At 73.5% G+C, this 16,503-nt stretch carries 19 protein-coding genes; 10 read left to right on the top strand and 9 right to left on the bottom strand.

The window, feature by feature from the left end:
* Nucleotides 1-43: 43 nt before the first annotated feature.
* Both JOE61_RS06710 and JOE61_RS06705 read right to left on the bottom strand, forming a co-directional pair.
* Nucleotides 44-922, bottom strand: coding sequence for a glutamate ABC transporter substrate-binding protein (locus JOE61_RS06710; RefSeq protein ID WP_193670137.1), 879 nt, complete (start codon nt 920-922; stop codon nt 44-46).
* Between the two features lie 50 nt (nt 923-972).
* A complete protein-coding gene (locus tag JOE61_RS06705; protein WP_372440055.1) occupies nt 973-1,752 on the bottom strand; it encodes an amino acid ABC transporter ATP-binding protein in 780 nt (259 codons plus the stop codon).
* 170 nt (nt 1,753-1,922) lie between these two features.
* Between JOE61_RS06705 and miaB the strand changes: the two genes are divergently transcribed.
* Together miaB and JOE61_RS06695 are read left to right on the top strand one after the other, a co-directional pair.
* A complete protein-coding gene (miaB, locus tag JOE61_RS06700) occupies nt 1,923-3,428 on the top strand; it encodes a tRNA (N6-isopentenyl adenosine(37)-C2)-methylthiotransferase MiaB (RefSeq protein WP_193670136.1) in 1,506 nt (501 codons plus the stop codon).
* A gap of 57 nt (nt 3,429-3,485) precedes the next feature.
* Nucleotides 3,486-4,385 carry a DUF559 domain-containing protein gene (locus tag JOE61_RS06695; protein WP_193670135.1) on the top strand — a complete coding sequence of 300 codons (900 nt, stop codon included), beginning with the start codon at nt 3,486-3,488 and terminating at the stop codon, nt 4,383-4,385.
* 62 nt (nt 4,386-4,447) lie between these two features.
* Here JOE61_RS06695 and JOE61_RS06690 read toward each other — a convergent pair whose 3' ends face one another.
* Genes JOE61_RS06690 through JOE61_RS06670 form a run of 5 tightly spaced genes read right to left on the bottom strand, consistent with a single transcriptional unit; the run spans nt 4,448 to nt 5,985 of the window.
* Nucleotides 4,448-4,729: a hypothetical protein gene (locus JOE61_RS06690; protein ID WP_193670134.1), complete on the bottom strand. Its 282-nt coding sequence runs from the start codon at nt 4,727-4,729 to the stop codon at nt 4,448-4,450.
* On the bottom strand, nt 4,726-4,995 hold the full coding sequence (locus JOE61_RS06685) for a hypothetical protein (RefSeq protein ID WP_193670133.1): 270 nt from the start codon (nt 4,993-4,995) through the stop codon (nt 4,726-4,728). Before JOE61_RS06685 ends, JOE61_RS06690 begins: the two co-directional genes overlap by 4 nt.
* On the bottom strand, nt 4,992-5,555 hold the full coding sequence (locus tag JOE61_RS06680) for an NUDIX domain-containing protein (RefSeq protein ID WP_193670132.1): 564 nt from the start codon (nt 5,553-5,555) through the stop codon (nt 4,992-4,994). The genes JOE61_RS06685 and JOE61_RS06680 overlap by 4 nt, the downstream gene beginning before the upstream one ends.
* Nucleotides 5,552-5,725, bottom strand: coding sequence for a hypothetical protein (locus JOE61_RS06675; RefSeq protein ID WP_193670131.1), 174 nt, complete (start codon nt 5,723-5,725; stop codon nt 5,552-5,554). Before JOE61_RS06675 ends, JOE61_RS06680 begins: the two co-directional genes overlap by 4 nt.
* Nucleotides 5,722-5,985, bottom strand: a complete 264-nt coding sequence (locus tag JOE61_RS06670) for an antitoxin (protein WP_193670130.1) — start codon at nt 5,983-5,985, stop codon at nt 5,722-5,724. The genes JOE61_RS06675 and JOE61_RS06670 overlap by 4 nt, the downstream gene beginning before the upstream one ends.
* A gap of 77 nt (nt 5,986-6,062) precedes the next feature.
* On the opposite strand from JOE61_RS06670, the gene miaA reads away from it, so the two are divergent.
* The 7 genes from miaA to JOE61_RS06635 all read left to right on the top strand — a co-directional run bounded on the left by miaA (nt 6,063) and on the right by JOE61_RS06635 (nt 12,647).
* Nucleotides 6,063-7,028, top strand: coding sequence for a tRNA (adenosine(37)-N6)-dimethylallyltransferase MiaA (gene miaA, locus JOE61_RS06665; protein WP_193670204.1), 966 nt, complete (start codon nt 6,063-6,065; stop codon nt 7,026-7,028).
* A complete protein-coding gene (locus tag JOE61_RS06660; protein WP_193670129.1) occupies nt 7,025-7,567 on the top strand; it encodes a dihydrofolate reductase family protein in 543 nt (180 codons plus the stop codon). Before miaA ends, JOE61_RS06660 begins: the two co-directional genes overlap by 4 nt.
* 56 nt (nt 7,568-7,623) lie before the next feature.
* Nucleotides 7,624-9,486: a gamma-glutamyltransferase gene (gene ggt / locus JOE61_RS06655; protein WP_307822850.1), complete on the top strand. Its 1,863-nt coding sequence runs from the start codon at nt 7,624-7,626 to the stop codon at nt 9,484-9,486.
* 23 nt (nt 9,487-9,509) lie between these two features.
* A complete protein-coding gene (locus JOE61_RS06650; protein WP_193670128.1) occupies nt 9,510-10,160 on the top strand; it encodes an MSMEG_1061 family FMN-dependent PPOX-type flavoprotein in 651 nt (216 codons plus the stop codon).
* A complete protein-coding gene (dapF, locus tag JOE61_RS06645) occupies nt 10,157-11,011 on the top strand; it encodes a diaminopimelate epimerase (RefSeq protein WP_193670127.1) in 855 nt (284 codons plus the stop codon). Before JOE61_RS06650 ends, dapF begins: the two co-directional genes overlap by 4 nt.
* A gap of 105 nt (nt 11,012-11,116) precedes the next feature.
* Nucleotides 11,117-11,893, top strand: coding sequence for an SDR family NAD(P)-dependent oxidoreductase (locus JOE61_RS06640; protein WP_193670126.1), 777 nt, complete (start codon nt 11,117-11,119; stop codon nt 11,891-11,893).
* Between the two features lie 73 nt (nt 11,894-11,966).
* The gene (locus JOE61_RS06635) at nt 11,967-12,647 is read left to right on the top strand and encodes an alpha/beta hydrolase (RefSeq protein ID WP_307822849.1); all 681 of its coding nucleotides are present in this window, start codon (nt 11,967-11,969) and stop codon (nt 12,645-12,647) included.
* A gap of 126 nt (nt 12,648-12,773) precedes the next feature.
* On the opposite strand, the gene JOE61_RS06630 is transcribed toward JOE61_RS06635, so the two are convergent.
* Nucleotides 12,774-13,394: a nucleoside/nucleotide kinase family protein gene (locus tag JOE61_RS06630; RefSeq protein ID WP_307822848.1), complete on the bottom strand. Its 621-nt coding sequence runs from the start codon at nt 13,392-13,394 to the stop codon at nt 12,774-12,776.
* An 83-nt stretch (nt 13,395-13,477) separates the two neighbouring features.
* Between JOE61_RS06630 and hflX the strand changes: the two genes are divergently transcribed.
* A complete protein-coding gene (gene hflX, locus JOE61_RS06625) occupies nt 13,478-14,986 on the top strand; it encodes a GTPase HflX (protein WP_193670125.1) in 1,509 nt (502 codons plus the stop codon).
* Nucleotides 14,987-15,010: 24 nt separating this feature from the next.
* Here hflX and JOE61_RS06620 read toward each other — a convergent pair whose 3' ends face one another.
* Nucleotides 15,011-16,477, bottom strand: coding sequence for an alkaline phosphatase PhoX (locus JOE61_RS06620; RefSeq protein WP_193670124.1), 1,467 nt, complete (start codon nt 16,475-16,477; stop codon nt 15,011-15,013).
* Nucleotides 16,478-16,503 lie beyond the last annotated feature (26 nt).

Genomic DNA, 16,503 nt, shown 5'->3' with positions numbered 1-16,503 from the left:
CGCGGGCCGCGCCCCCACCGGTCAGGGGTGGGTCAGGCCAGCATCAGGCGCAGGGAGCGGCCTCGGGCAGCTCGGGGGTCTCGGTGCCCTCGACCTCGCCCGCGGTGGCTTCCCAGGCCGCCACGTAGGCGTCCTCGTTGTCGGCCAGGGTCTCGTTGATGAACTCGCAGAACTCGACGTCACCCTTCTCGATGCCGATGCCGTAGGGCTCCTCGGTGAACTGCTCGCCGACGAGCTTGAAGTCGCCCTCGCTCTCGTCGACGTAGCCGAGCAGGATCACGTTGTCGGTGGTGACGATGTCGACCTGGCCGTTGCCCAGCGCGTCCTTGCACTTGTCGTAGATGTCGAAGAGCACCAGCTGGTCGTCGGAGGCCAGGTACTCCTTGATCTGCTCCGAGGGGGTCGAGCCGGTGACCGAGCAGACCTTCATGTCGGGGTTGTCCGCGATGTCCTCGGGGCCCTCGATGGAGTCGTTGTCGGCGGTGACCATCAGCTGCTGGCCGGCCTCGTAGTACGGCCCGGCGAAGGTGATCCGCTCGGCGCGCTCCTCGTTGATCGTGTACGTCGCCACGACCATGTCGACGTCGCCGTCCTCGATCACCTGCTCGCGGATGTCGGAGGAGGCCTGCTTCCACTCGATGTCCTCGGGCGCGATGCCCATGGCGCCGGCGATGATCTTGGCGACCTCGACGTCGAAGCCCTCGGGGGTGTCCTCGAGGCCCAGGAGGCCGAAGCCGGGCTGGTCGAACTTGGTGCCGACGGTCATCGAGCCGGCATCGGAGAGCTTGGCCATGGTGGTGCCGGCCTCGAACTCGGCGTCGCTGACGACCTCCGGCTCGCTCTCGCTGTCACCGCCACAGGCGGCCAGGGATCCGGCGAGGACGACGCCCGCGAAGGCTGCCGTGAACTTGGTCAGACGCATCGTTCTATCTCCTTTGTCGGCGGAACTGAGTGGTGCGGGGTGCTGCTGGTTCAGTGCTTGAGGATCTTGCTGAGGAAGTCCTGGGCGCGCTCGCTGCGCGGGTTGGTGAAGAACTCCTCGGGGGTGTTCTCCTCCACGATCGCGCCGTCGGCCATGAAGACGACCCGGTCGGCGGCGGTGCGCGCGAAGCCCATCTCGTGGGTGACCACGACCATGGTCATGCCCCGCTCGGCGAGGTCGACCATGACGTCGAGGACCTCCTTGATCATCTCGGGGTCCAGCGCCGAGGTCGGCTCGTCGAAGAGCATCACCTTGGGGTCCATCGCCAGGGCGCGGGCGATGGCCACGCGCTGCTGCTGGCCGCCGGAGAGCTGGGCGGGGTACTTCTTGGCCTGGTGGGCGATGCCGACGCGGTCGAGCAGCTCCATCGCGCGCTTGTCGGCCTCGGCCTTCTTGATGCCGCGCACCTTGATCGGCCCGAGCGTGACGTTCTCGAGGATCGTCTTGTGGGCGAAGAGGTTGAAGCTCTGGAAGACCATCCCGACCTCGGCGCGCAGCGCCGCGAGCGCCTTGCCCTCCGCGGGCAGCGGCTGGCCGTCGAGGGAGATCTCGCCCTTGTCGATCGTCTCGAGCCGGTTGATCGCCCGGCACAACGTGGACTTGCCGGAGCCCGACGGGCCGATCACCACGACGACCTCACCGCGGTGGACGGTGAGGTCGATGTCCTGCAGCACGTGCAGGTCGCCGAACCACTTGTCGACGTGGTCGAGCACGACCAGCGGTTCTCCGGTGGCGGCGCTGGGTTCCGACGACGTCTGCTCAGCGGTCATGACAGACGACCCTAGCCACACCTGGCCGGTCGGTGCCACGCTCAGGCTGCTCTCAGGTGGTCACATCTTCATTGCGTTTTCGCTGTCCAGCCGCGCCTCGTAGGCGTGCGGCAGGGTGCGGGACGACGGATTCGGGCGGTCCCGCCGCGCCGCCGTACCCTGGGACGGTCATGACTGCCACCACCGCCCCGCCCGAGGCCGCGCCCCGCACCTACGAGGTTAAGACCTACGGGTGCCAGATGAACGTCCACGACTCCGAGCGCCTGACCGGGCTGCTGGAGGACGCGGGCTACGCGCCGTTCGACAAGCAGGGCGCCGAGGCGGGCGACCAGGCCGACGTCGTCGTCTTCAACACCTGCGCCGTGCGCGAGAACGCCGACAACAAGCTCTACGGCAACCTCTCGCACCTCGCGCCGATCAAGGCCGCGCGACCCGGCATGCAGATCGCCGTCGGCGGCTGCCTGGCCCAGAAGGACCGCGCCACGATCACCGACCGGGCGCCGTACGTCGACGTGGTCTTCGGCACCCACAACATCGGTTCGCTGCCGGTGCTGCTCGAGCGGGCGCGGGTGCAGGAGGAGGCCCAGGTCGAGATCCTGGAGTCCCTCGACGTCTTCCCCTCGACGCTGCCCACCAAGCGCGAGTCGGCGTACGCCGCGTGGGTCTCGATCTCGGTCGGGTGCAACAACACCTGCACCTTCTGCATCGTGCCGGCGCTGCGCGGCAAGGAGAAGGACCGCCGACCCGGCGACATCCTGGCCGAGATCCGGGCGCTGGTCGCCGAGGGCGTCTCCGAGGTGACCCTGCTGGGGCAGAACGTCAACGCCTACGGCGTGGAGTTCGGCGACCGGCAGGCCTTCTCCAAGCTGCTGCGCGCCTGCGGCGACATCGAGGGCCTCGAGCGGGTGCGGTTCACCAGCCCGCACCCGGCGGAGTTCACCGACGACGTCATCGAGGCGATGGCCGAGACGCCCAACGTGATGCCGAGCCTGCACATGCCGCTGCAGTCGGGCTCCGACAAGGTGCTCAAGGACATGCGTCGCTCCTACCGCTCCACCAAGTACCTCGGCATCATCGAGCGGGTGCGCGCGGCGATCCCCGAGGCCGCCATCACCACCGACATCATCGTCGGCTTCCCCGGCGAGACCGAGGAGGACTTCGCCGAGACGCTGCGCGTGGTCGCCGAGTCGCGGTTCTCCTCCGCCTTCACCTTCCAGTACTCCAAGCGCCCGGGCACCCCCGCCGCGACGCTGCCCGACCAGGTCCCGCCCGAGGTCGTCAAGGACCGCTACGGCCGCCTCGTCGACCTGGTCAACGAGATCGCCTGGGCCGAGAACAAGAAGAACGTCGGGCGCACCCTCGAGCTGATGGTCGCCGAGGGCGAGGGGCGCAAGGACGCCGAGACGCTGCGTCTCTCCGGCCGCGCACCCGACAACCGCCTGGTGCACTTCGTCGCGCCGGACGAGGAGGTGCGCCCCGGTGACATGGTCACCGTCGAGGTCACCTACGCCGCCCCGCACCACCTGGTCGCCGACCGCGTGGTCTCCGTGCGGCGTACCCGCTCGGGCGACGCGTGGCAGGCCCGCACCTCCGCGCCGACCCCCGCCGGCGTCGGCCTGGGCATGCCCACCGTCGGCGTGCCCGCCCCGCTGCCCGACGCTCCCGCCTGCCGCTGACACCTCCCCTGTGGAGGAGCAGGTGCACCGAGCGCCGCGCCGCCGCATGCTCGTCGGGTGGACGACGAGCGCCTCCCCGTGGCGGAGGTCCTGACGACGCTGGGTGGGGTGGCCACGCGAGCGGCGCTGGTGCGTGCCTGCTCCCGGCGAGCCGTCGACGCCGCGATCGCCACGGGCGAGGTGGTGGCGCTGGCCCGGGGCCGCTACGCCCTGCCCGCCGCCGACGAGGCCCGGGCGGCGGCGCACCGGGTCAGCGGGGTGGTCTCGCACCGCAGCGCCGCGTTGCTGCACGGGTGGGCGGTGGCGACTCCGCCTGAGCGGCCCGAGGTCACGGTGCCGCGCAGCCGCAACGTCACCGGCGCCCACCGTGACGGGATCGCGCTGCGACTGGCCGACCTGCACCGCTCCGAGGTGGTCGACGGATGCACCTCGCCGGAGCGCACGCTGGTCGACTGCCTGCGCACGCTGCCGTTCCCCGAGGCGCTCGCCGTCGCCGACTCGGCGCTGCGCGACGGTTTCGGCCGGGGGCGGCTACGCACGCTCGCGCGCGACGTCCGGGGCCCCGGCGGGCGGCAGGTCCGACGCGTGGCGGAGCGTGCCGACGCTGCTGCTGCGAACCCGTTCGAGTCGGCCCTGCGAGCCATCTGCCTCTCGGTCGAGGGCCTGGTCGTCCGTGCCCAGGTCCCGGTGCGCGACCCGCACTGGCTGGGGCGCCCCGACCTGGTGGACGAGCGGCTCAAGGTCGCGCTGGAGGCCGACTCGTTCGAGTGGCACGGCGACCGGGCCGCGCTGCACCGCGACGCGCGTCGCTACAACGCCTTCGTGGCGGCGGGGTGGCTGGTGCTGCGCTTCTCGTGGGAAGAGGTGATGCTGCACGCGGACCGGGTAGCCGCTGTGCTGAGGGCGGTCGTAGTCGAACGGGCACAACAGAGGTGCCCGAGCTGCCGCACCGCGTAGTGCCGCGGCCTGCTCGGGCCGGGGCCCGCGTTGTGCCCGTTCGACTACGACGGGCCCGGGGCTCAGTCCTTGCTGCGGGGGTCGATGGAGGAGTAGCCGGCCTTCGGGGTGATCCCCTCGGGCTGCGGCTCCTCGCCGCCCCGGGTCTTCTCGGGCTTCTCGGGGTCGGGGACGCCGTGCTCGTCGGAGAGCGAGGTGTCCTTGACGCCGTCGGTCGCCTGCCGGCTCGAGCCGGTGGGGCCCTCACGCTCGCTGCTGACGCCCATGTCGCCGGCGAGCTCGTCGTTGGAGTGGCGCGGGTCGTCGGGCTCGCGACCGGTGCGAGGGTCGGTGGGCCGGCTCATACCGGGGCCTCGTCGCTCGGCTCCACGGCCTCGGCGTCGGCCTCGGCGTCGGTGGCCTTGGTGCTGGTGTCCTCGCCCTCGCTCGTCTCGGCGGGGGCGTCCTCCGTGGCGGGGTTGGCGCTCGCGGAGAGGTCGGGGACGACCGGCTCGGGGGAGAGCTCCCCGAACGCGTCGACCCCGCCGGGCACCAGCTGGGGCTCCTCGGCCTGCGGTGTCGGCATCGGACCGAGGTCTGCTGCCTCGTCGTTGCTGTTCTCGTCGTTCATCTGCTGCGTCCTTCCTCGGGGGCCTGGGCGGTGCGCGTGGCAGCGTCGAAGCCGAAGGTGCTGTAGGGACTGGTCGTACCCCGCCGGAGGCTCTCCAACACCGCCAGCTCGTGGGGGACCACCGGGTCGGGCAGCGCGTCGAGCCCGTCGAGGGCGCACCAGCGCAGCCCGGCGGACTTCTCCGGCTCGACCACGCGCGGCTCGCCGCTCCAGGTCGAGGCGGTGAAGAAGAAGTCGATGCGCTCGTCGATCGGCTCACCACCGCGCGTGCGGTGCATGGCGGTGACGAACTCGAGGTCGAGGTCGCCGACCCCGATCTCCTCGCGCGCCTCGCGGTGCGCCGCGTCGTACGCCGTCTCGCCGCGCTCGACGTGGCCGGCGGCGGCCGCGGCCCAGTGCCCGTCCATGTAGCCGGTGCCGCGGCGCAGCTGGAGCAGCACCTCGACCCCCGTCTCGCCCTGGCGGAGCAGGAAGACGTAGGCGGCGGGCACCACCACGAACCGCCCGTGGTGCGGGTCGGTGCTGACGGTGTCGACGGGGCTGGTCGCGGGGGTGGTCACTGGCTGGGCTGGTCCTCGGAGGTCTCGGCGTTGCGCTCGTGCTCGGCCGGGGCCGGGTCGACCGGACGCTCGGCGTCGTCGCCGGGCAGCTCGCCCTCGTGCTCGCCGGGCGGGTCCTCCTCGGTGGGCAGCGGGCTCTCGTGGCGTTCCTCGGGCACGGGTGCGGTCACGGCGTGTCCTCCGTCCGGGGGTAGGTGGTGGGCGGGTTGTCGGGCGGGATGTCGTCGTTCTTGCCGTCGAGCCGGTCGAGGCCGTCCTTGGCCTTCGAGACGCCCTTGGCGATCTTGTCGCTGTGCTTGCCGCCGGTGCGCTTGTCGGCGGCCGCGGCGGCCTTGTCGATCCCGTCCGAGATCTTGTCGCCGTGCTTGTCGACGGCGTCGGTCACCTTGCCGCGCAGCTTGTCGATGTTGCGCTTGTCGAAGAAACCCATCTCGGCCTCCTGGTCGGTGCGGCTGGGGTCGTTGCCACACTAGTCACATGTCGCAGTCGGCCGGGACGCCCGAGGGGATGGGGAGCGAGCCCGCCTCCGTGCCCGCTCCCGTGCCGGTGGTGGTCGCGGTCGTCGGCGCGACCGCGTCGGGCAAGAGCGGGCTCTCCCTCGACCTCGCCGAGCGGCTCGGCGGGGAGGTGGTCAACACCGACGCGATGCAGCTCTACCGCGGCATGGACGTCGGCACCGCCAAGCTGCCCCTCGACGAGCGGCGCGGCGTGCCGCACCACCTGCTCGACCTGCTCGAGGTGGGCGAGCCGGCCAACGTGGCGCATTTCCAGGAGCAGGCGCGCGGCTGCATCGCCGAGCTGCGCGGGCGCGGCCGGGCGCCGGTGCTGGTGGGCGGGTCGGCGCTGTACACCCGCGCGGTGCTCGACCAGTTCGAGTTCCCCGGCACCGACGAGGCGCTGCGCGCCCGGCTCGAGGCCGAGGCCGACGAGCACGGCAGCGGGGCGCTGCACGCCCGCCTCGCGCGGCTCGACCCCGAGGCGGCCGCACGCATCGAGCCCGAGAACACCCGCCGCGTGGTGCGCGCCCTCGAGGTGGTCGAGCTGACCGGGCGGCCCTTCAGCGCCTCCCTGCCGCGCCTGGTCTACACCGACCCGCGCACCGTGCAGGTCGGCGTCGACATCGACCGGCCGACCCTCGACGCGCGCATCGAGCAGCGCGTGGAGCAGATGTTCGCCGACGGCTTCGTCGCCGAGGTCGAGCGGCTGCTGGCCGCGGGCCTGGCCCGGGGGCGCACCGCCTCGCGCGCCATCGGCTACCGCGAGGTGGCGGCGTACGTCGGCGGCGAGCTGGGCCTCGACGAGGCCCGTGAGCGCACCGTGGTGGCGACCCGGCGCTTCGCGCGGCGCCAGGACTCCTGGTTCCGCAAGGACCCGCGCATCGTGTGGGTCGACCACGACGACCCGGCGCGCGTCGACCTCGCGCTGGCCGCCGTCGAGCGCGTGTCGGCGGTCGGTGGCAGCATCGGTCCATGACCCGCACGACCTACTACGTGGCCTCGACGCTCGACGGGTTCATCGCCGACGAGCACGACGCCCTCGACTGGCTCTTCCGCCAGCAGATCGACGACGACGGCCCGATGGGCTACCCCGCGTTCATCTCCGGCATCGGCGCGCTGCTGATGGGCGCGACGACCTACGAGTGGGTGCGCACCCACGACGACGTCGCCGGCGGGTGGCCCTACGAGCAGCCCTGCTGGGTCTTCACCCACCGTGACCTGCCGCGCATCGAGGGCGCCGACCTGCGCTTCGCCAGCGGCGACGTGGCCGAGGTGTGGCCCGAGGTGCTCGCGGCCGCGGGCGGGAGCGGCGTGTGGGTGGTCGGCGGCGGCGGGCTGGCCTCGCAGGTCGCGGCCGCGGGGCTGCTCGACGAGGTCATCGTGTCGATCGCGCCCGTCGCGCTGGGCGCCGGGCGACCGCTGCTCACCGAGGCACTCGACCTGCGCCTGGTCGACCTGGCGCGCAACGGCGACTTCGCGTGTGCCCGCTACGACGTCGTGCGCCCCACGGGCTGAGGGCGCCCGCACCGCACCCCTGGCGGGCATTGACGCCGGCCGGGGAGGGGCGCACCGTGGAAGCCCCCCTCGTCCTGCTCGGAGGAACGATGCGCCCCACCCGCCTGCTCGCGGCCACGACCGCCACCCTGCTCCCTCTCTCGCTGCTCGCCGCTGCCGCCCCCGCGGGCGCCGGCGAGCCCCGCCCGCCCGACAAGAACCCCACCGCCGTCGGCACCGGCGGCGCCGTGACCTCGGTCGACCCCGAGGCCACCCGCATCGGCCTGCGCGTGCTGCGCCGGGGCGGCAACGCGGTCGACGTCGCCGTCGCCACCGCCGCCGCGCTCGGGGTGACCGAGCCCTACTCCGCGGGGGTCGGCGGTGGCGGCTACCTGGTGCACCTCGACGGCCGCACCGGCGAGGTCTCGACCATCGACGGCCGCGAGACCGCGCCCGCGGCGATGCCGCGCGACGCGTTCATCGACCCCGAGACCGGCGAGCCCTACCCGTTCACCCCCGAGCTGGTCACCAGCGGCGTGTCGGTCGGCGTGCCCGGCACCCTGGCCACCTGGGAGACGGCGCTGCGCGAGTGGGGCACCCGCTCGCTGCGCCGCTCGCTGGCGCCGGCCGCCACGCTCGCGCGCCGCGGGTTCGTGGTCGACCAGACCTTCCACGACCAGACGACCGACAACGCCGAGCGGTTCGCGGCCTTCCGCAGCTCGCGACGGCTCTTCCTGCCCGGCGGGGAGCCGCCCGCGGTCGGCAGCGTCTTCGAGAACCCCGACCTGGCACGCCTCTACGAGCTGGTCGGGCGCAAGGGCACCGGCCCGTTCTACCGCGGCCGGCTCGCGGCCCGGATCGCCAGGACCACCCGCAAGCCACCGGTGGTGCGCGACACCGACCTGCCGGTGCCGGCCGGCCACATGCGCCCGCGCGACCTGCGCCGCTACCGCACCCTGCAGCCCGACCCGGTCACCGCCGACTACCGCGGCCTGCGGGTGCACGGGATGGGCGGCTCCTCCAGCGGCGGCAGCACCGTGGGCGAGACCCTGCAGATCCTCGACACCTTCGACCTCGACGCGATGAGCGAGACCCAGGTGCTGCACCACCTGCTCGAGGCGAGCGCGCTCGCCTTCGCCGACCGGGCGGCGTACCTGGGCGACCGCGCGTTCGTCGACGTGCCCGACGAGCAGCTGCTCTCCGCGACGTACGCCGCCGAGCGCGCCTGCCTGGTCGACCCCGCGGAGGCCGCCACCAAGCCGGTCGCCGCCGGCGACGTCGACGAGGCCGACGGGGCCTGCGACGAGGGCCCCCGCCCGCGGGGCGCCACGGCCCAGGACACCGAGAACGTCGAGACCACCCACCTGACCGTGGCCGACCGCTGGGGCGACGTCGTGTCCTACACGCTGACCATCGAGCAGACCGGCGGGTCGGGCATCGTGGTGCCCGGGCGCGGGTTCCTGCTCAACAACGAGCTGACCGACTTCAGCCTCACCTACGACGTCGGCGACCCCAACCGCATCGAGCCGGGCAAGCGCCCGCGCAGCTCGATGTCGCCGACCATCGTCACCGAGCCCGACGGCACGCCCGTGCTCGCGCTGGGCTCGCCCGGCGGCTCGACGATCATCACCACGGTGCTGCAGCTGCTCGTCGACCACCTCGACCGCGGGCTCGACCTGCCGGCCGCGGTCGCCGACCCGCGCGGCTCGCAGCGCAACACCGCCGCGGTCACCGCCGAGCCCGCGTTCATCGACGCGTACGGCGAGGGGCTGCGCGCCCTGGGCCACGAGCTGCGCCCGGCCGGCGACGCGTTCACCAGTGCCGCCGAGATCGGGGCCGCGACCGCGATCGGCTTCGGGCCCGGGCGGCTGCTGACGGCCGTGGCCGAGCCGCGGCGGCGGGGCGGGGGTGACGCGCGGGTGCTCGAGCCCCGGCCCTGAGCGCGGCGGCGTACCGTGGCGCCGTGAGCAGCGCACCCCTCGACCGCAGCGCCTGGCGCGAGGTCGCCGACGTCGACGAGCTCGTCGAGCTGCTGGGCGAGCCGGCGCAGCGGGCCCGCGACAAGGTGCGGCACGCGCTGCTCGACGTCGACCGCGACTGGCTGGCCGCCTCGCCGTTCTGCGTGCTGGCCACCGCCGACGCGGAGGGCCGCTGCGACGTCTCGCCCAAGGGCGACCCGGCCGGGAGCCTGGTGCACGTGCTCGACGAGACGACGATCGCGATCGCCGAGCGCCCCGGCAACCGGCGGGCCGACGGCTACCGCAACGTGCTGGCCAACCCCCACGTCGGGATCGAGTTCGTGATCCCCGGGCGCGGCGACACGCTGCGGGTCAACGGACGGGCGCGGCTGGTGCGCGAGGCCGCCTTCCTCGACGAGCTGGTGGTGCGCGGGCACCGGCCGCTCCTGGCGCTCGTCGTCGACGTCGAGGAGGTCTTCTTCCACTGCTCCAAGGCGTTCCTGCGCTCGCGGCTCTGGGAGGCGGAGAGCTGGGACCCCGAGGCGCGGGTGCCCCGGCGTGCCGTGGTGGCCGCCGAGGTGGAGCCGAGCGGGCGCAGCGTGGCCGAGCTCGACGAGTACTACGGACCCGGCTACGCCGAAGGGCTCTACCGATGACCTACCCCTTCCTCAAGGGCCACGGCACCCGCAACGACTTCGTGCTGCTGCCCGACCACGACGGCTCCGTGCACGGCGCCCTCGACGTGGAGCGGGTGCGCGCCCTGTGCGACCGCCGCGCCGGCATCGGCGGCGACGGGGTGCTGCGCGTGGTGCGCACCACCGCGCTGGCCGCCACCGACCCCGACGCGGCCGCGCTCGCCGAGGGTGCCGAGTGGTTCATGGACTACCGCAACGCCGACGGGTCGGTCTCGGAGATGTGCGGCAACGGCGTGCGCGTCTTCGCCCTGCACCTGCTGCAGGAGGGCCTGGTCGAGGCCGGTACGCCGATCCCGGTCGGCACCCGTGACGGCGTCAAGGTCGTCACCCCCGCCGGCGGCGCCCCGGAGGACGGCCTCACCGTCGACATGGGCGCGCCCCGCCTGGTCGGTCGCACCGAGGTGGCGGTGGGGGAGCGGGCCTGGCCCGCGCGCCACGTCGACATGGGCAACCCGCACGCCGTCGCCTTCGTCGACTCCCTCGACGACGCCGGGTCGCTGCTCGAGGCGCCCGGCCACGACGCCGGGGTCTACCCCGACGGGGTCAACGTCGAGTTCGTGGTGCGCCGCGGCCCGCGGCACGTCGCGATGCGGGTGCACGAGCGCGGCTCGGGCGAGACGTCCTCCTGCGGCACCGGCGCCTGCGCGGTGATGGTGGCCGCGGCCGAGGCCGACGGCGCGCTGGACGCCGCAGCGGGCGCGTACCGGGTGGACCTGCCGGGCGGCACCCTCACCATCGCCCTCGACGAGGCCGGCCACGTGCTGATGACCGGCCCCGCGGTGGTCGTGGCCCGCGGCACCACCGACCTGTAGCCCGCGGGCCGAGCAGTCACTTCTGCACCATCGACCGGTCAGTGGTGCACCACCGACCAGTCACTCCCGCGCGAGGCGGTCGGGCCGGACGATAGGTTGCGCGCCATGGACATCTCCGGAGCATCTGCCATCGTCACCGGCGGCGCGTCGGGCATCGGCGCCGCCGCTGCCCGCCAGCTCGCCGCCAAGGGCGCGACCGTGGTCATCGCCGACCTGCAGGCCGAGAAGGGTGAGGCCCTGGCCGCCGAGATCGGCGGCGTCTTCGCCCAGGTCGACGTGACGAACACCGACCAGATCAAGGCCGCAGTCGAGGCTGCCGCCGAGATCGCGCCGCTGCGCGCGGTCGTGAACTCGGCCGGCATCGGCTGGGCCCAGCGCACCATCGGGCGCGACGGCGACTTCGACTCGGCGCACGACCTGGCGGCGTACACGAAGGTGATCGCGATCAACCTGATCGGCACCTTCGACGTGACCCGCCTCGCGGCCACCGCGATGAGCCGCAACGAGCCCGACGCCGACGGCTGCCGCGGCGCGATCGCCAACCTGACCTCGGTCGCGGCCTTCGACGGCCAGATCGGCCAGGCGGCGTACTCCTCCTCCAAGGGCGGCGTCGTGGGCATGACGCTGCCGGTCGCGCGCGACCTGTCGGCCGCCGGCATCCGGCTCAACACCATCGCGCCGGGCCTGATCGACACCCCGATCTACGGGGAGGGCGAGCAGGCGGAGGCGTTCAAGGCCAAGCTGGGCGAGAGCGTGCTGTTCCCCAAGCGGCTCGGCAACCCCGACGAGCTGGCCTCGATGGTGGTCGAGACGATCACCAACTCCTACATGAACGCCGAGGTCATCCGCGTCGACGGCGGCATCCGGATGCCCCCCAAGTAGAAGTCGTCTCGTGCCCCTGGGCGTGGCCTGCGGGTCACCCCCAGGGGCACGACCCATTTGCAACACTCGACGCGTGGACCTCGCCCCCCGTCTGATCGACACCGTCACCCCCGCCGACCCGAGCGCGGTCGTGCTCGTGCTGCACGGCGGCGCCGACCGCCAGGACAGCCCCGGGGTCAGCCCCACGCAGCTCTCGGTGCTGCGGATGATCCCGGTCGCCAAGGCCGTCGCCCGCGCCGGTCGTGGCCGCCTCGCGGTGCACCGCCTGCTCAACACCCGGCGCGGCTGGGACACCCACCACACGCCGGTCGACGACGTCGCCTGGGCGCTCGAGCAGGTGCGCGAGCGGTACGGCGACCGCCCGGTCGGCCTCGTCGGGCACTCGCTCGGCGGGCGGGCCGCCCTGCTCGCGGGCGGGCTCGACCCGGTGCGCTCGGTCGTGGCGCTCAACCCGTGGGTCTACCCGACCGACGGGGTGCCGATGCCGGGTCGCAGCGTGCTGGTCGTGCACGGCATGCGCGACCGCATCGCCCCGGCCGGCCGCGCCGAGACCGTCGCGCGGCGCATCGCGGCCCACACCGGCGTCGGCTTCATCCGCATCCCCGACGGCAAGCACGCGATGCTGCGCCACGGCCGCTCCTTCGACGCGTACGCCGCCCAGTTCAGCGCCGCCAGCCTGCTCGGCACCGACGGGGTCGAGGTCTCCGGGCCGGTCGCCTCGGTGCTGGCCGGTGAGTCCTGGGTCACCGCCTGACCGCGAGCCGGCACGAGTTCCGCACGAGCCGGCACGAGTTCCGCGCGAGCCGGCACGAGTTCCGCACGAGCCGGCGTGAATTCCAGGAACTGGCGCCGACTCGCGGTGAACTGGCGCCGGCTCGCGTCAGGGGGTGAGGTCGACGACCAGGTCGGCCCGCTCCGCGGCGGCCTCGACGAGCGCGGCGTTGGCGTCGTCGACGCGCGCGACCCAGGCGCGGGCCTCGTCGGGGGTCTTGCCGAACTCGACGTGGCGGGCCACGAGCCGCTCGCGGCGCAGGTCGTCGGCGACGTGCAGGTGCCAGACGGTGTCGAGCTGCTCGCGCACCGCGCGCCAGCGGGGCTCGTCGAGCAGCAGGTAGTTGCCCTCGGTCACGACCTGGTCGGCCGTGCCCGGCACCGCCAGCGCCCCGGCCAGCGGCTGCTCGAGGTCGCGTTCGAAGGCGGGCGCCATCACCAGCGGCTCGCGCAGGCGCACCCGGCCCAGCAGGGCGGCGTACCCCTCGGCGTCGAAGGTCTCGGGCGCGCCCTTGCGCTCCAGCAGCCCGCGCCGGCGCAGCTCGACGTCGGCGAGGTGGAAGCCGTCCATCGGCACCAGCACCGCGCTCCGGGACCCGCCCCAGGCCTCGACCAGCGCCGCGGCCCACGTGGACTTCCCGACGCCGGGGGAGCCGGTCAGGCCGAGCATCCGTCCGCGCGCCTCCCCGGCCAGGGCGGCGGGCTCGGGGGCGCTGAGTCGGCGGACCACGCCGCCATGCTGCCACCCCTGCGCCACCCGGTGGGATGAAAGTCGTTCGTGCCGGCGTTGAACCCGGCATACCCTGGAGGCATATGACGAACGCACCTGACTTCTCACTCGACGACGAGCTCGAGGCCACCGACGCGTGGGACGACGACGACGTCGAGTCCGGCTACGCCGACGAACCGGACCCCGAGGACGACCCCACGGTCGGCGCGATGGAGCTCGCGGAGCGCCACCAGCTGCGCCGCGTCGCCAGCCTGCGCACCGAGCTCGAGGACATCACCGAGGTCGAGTACCGCCAGCTGCGCCTCGAGCGCGTGGTGCTGGTGGGCGTGTGGACCGAGGGCAGCGTGCAGGACGCCGAGAACTCGATGGCCGAGCTCGCCCTGCTCGCCGAGACCGCCGGCTCCGAGGTGCTCGAGGCGCTCTACCAGCGCCGCCAGAAGCCCGACCCCGCGACCTACATCGGCCGCGGCAAGGTCGAGGGGCTCGCCGAGATCGTCGCCGCCACCGGCGCCGACACCGTGATCTGCGACGGCGAGCTCGCCCCGAGCCAGCTGCGCAACCTCGAGGACAAGGTCAAGGTCAAGGTCGTCGACCGGACCGCGCTGATCCTCGACATCTTCGCCCAGCACGCCAAGTCGCGCGAGGGCCAGGCCCAGGTCGAGCTGGCCCAGCTGTCCTACATGAAGCAGCGCCTGCGCGGCTGGGGCGGCAACCTGTCGCGCCAGGCCGGTGGCCGGGTCGCCGGCGGCGCCGGCATCGGTGGCCGTGGCCCCGGTGAGACCAAGATCGAGACCGACCGCCGCCGCATCAACACCAAGATCGCCAAGCTGCGCGCCGACCTGAAGCAGATGAAGGTCACCCGCGAGGCCAAGCGCTCGGGCCGCGCCCGCAACGAGGTGCCCTCGGTGGCGATCGCGGGCTACACCAACGCCGGCAAGTCCAGCCTGCTCAATCGGCTCACCAGCGCCGGGGTGCTGGTCGAGGACTCCCTCTTCGCGACCCTCGACCCCACCACGCGGCGTACGACGACCGCCGACGGGCGGGTCTACACGATGAGCGACACCGTCGGCTTCGTGCGCCACCTGCCCCACCAGCTCGTCGAGGCGTTCCGCTCGACGCTGGAGGAGGTGGCCGCCGCCGACCTGATCCTGCACGTCGTCGACGGCTCGCACCCCGACCCCGAGGGCCAGCTCAGCGCGGTGCGCGAGGTGCTCGCCGAGGTCGACGCGGCCAAGATCCCCGAGCTCGTGGTGATCAACAAGGCCGACGCCGCCGACCCGATGGTGATCTCGCGGCTGCAGGCCCGCGAGCCGCACTCGGTCGTGGTCTCGGCCAGGACCGGCGAGGGCATCGCCGAGGCGCTCGCGGTGATCGAGTCCGAGCTGCCGCGCCCCGCGGTCGAGATCGAGGTGCTGCTGCCCTACAGCCGTGGCGACCTGGTCAACCGGCTGCACCAGGAGGGCGAGATCGACAGCATCGAGCACACCGCCGACGGCTCGCTGGTGCGCGGTCGCGCCAACGAGTCGCTGGCCGGCGAGCTCGCGTCGTACGCCGTGCAGCCCAGCGCCGTCGAGGGCAGCGCCCGGGGCTAGTCCCCGGGCGCCCTCGGCGCCGGCCTACACCCCGATCCGGCCCCACGGCCCCCAAATCGCGAACGTCATGCCCCGGCTCGACTGGATGTTGACGTAGAGCGTGCGCCCGTCGTGGCTGAACGTGGAGCCGGCGAACTCGTCACCGAAGCGCTCGTCGCCGCCGCTGCTGCGCAGCCGGTTGAGGGCGATGTCCCAGATCCGGCCGCGCTGGGTCAGCCCGCGCAGGTAGTTGTCACCGCTGGAGTCCTCGCACACCACCAGGGTGCCCTGCTTGGAGGTGGTGATGTTGTCGGGCAGGTCGAGCACCATCGGGCCGGGCGACTGGAAGACGCAGCGCAGCTGCTGGCGCCGGGTGTCGTAGGCCCACACCTGGCCCGAGCCGTTGCCGTAGCCCGAGGGGCCCTCGGTGCCGGGCATCGCCGCGCCGCCGCCCTGGGTGGAGGTGAAGTAGACGGTGCCGCGGTCGTGGACCTGGCCCTCGAGCCGGGAGAAGTACGCCGCGCCCCGGGCCCAGCCCTGGCTGGCCACGTGGGTCAGCGCGGTGCTCTGCCCGGTCGGCGCCGGCTCGCCGGGGGTGTAGTCGTAGGTGGCGTCGGGCTCGTCGATGTCGACCCACTCCACGTCGTAGGTCGCACCCTGCTCCTGGTGCGCCTCGAGGTGGGCGTTGTCGACGCCCTTGACCTTGAGCATCTGCAGGCGCCCGCCGTCGCGCAGCTCGCCGACCTCCATCGGGTGCGCCGGCGGGCGGTAGCGGTAGAAGCCGGAGGCGAAGCCGAAGTCGTCCTCGGTGAGGTAGAGGTGGCCGCGGCGGGGGTCGAAGGAGACGGCCTCGTGGGCGAAGCGGCCCGCCGAGCGGATGGGCCGGCGGCTCGACTGGCCCGAGCCGGGCTGGTGGCTGACCGGCACCTCGAAGACGTAGCCGTGCGGCTGGGTCAGCGGCACGTTGGAGGTGCCGGTGAAGTCGGCCTCGACGTCGGGGCCGTTCACGGTCTCCTCGCAGGTGATCCACGAGCCCCACGGCATCTGCCCGCCCGAGCAGTTCATCATCGTGCCGTTGAGGCTGGTGAACGAGCCGAGCACCCCGCCGCGGCGGTCGACCTGGACCGTGGTGGTCCCGCCGCCGGCCATCTCGTCGTACGGGTCGCCGGGCCCGAAGGCGGGCTGGGGGTTGTTGACCTCGTGGTTGCGCACCAGGACCGTGGTGCCGCGGGGGCCGCGGAAGGCGCCCATGCCGTCGTGGCGACCCGGCAGCGCGGTGCCGTCGGTGAGCACCACCGGGCCCTCGGTGTCGTGGAACGAGCGGTAGCGGAAGCCGCGCGGCAGGTGCAGGCGCACCGTGCCGTCGCGCAGGTCGCGCACCGGCACCAGCTCGACCGAGCGGGGTGGTCGGCCGCGCCCGGCCTCGGCGGGCATCGTGACCAGGCCGGCGAACGGGCCGGCGGCGGCACCGGCGGCGCCGGTGCGGATCAGGGCGCGGCGGTCGAGGGACATCGGGCCTCCTGGGGCTGTGCTGGGTG

It is taken from the genome of Nocardioides salarius, from assembly GCF_016907435.1.
GTDB lineage: Bacteria > Actinomycetota > Actinomycetes > Propionibacteriales > Nocardioidaceae > Nocardioides > Nocardioides salarius.
The sequence above is the reverse complement of the archived record's forward strand: the minus strand, read 5'-3'. Positions and strand labels throughout refer to the sequence as shown.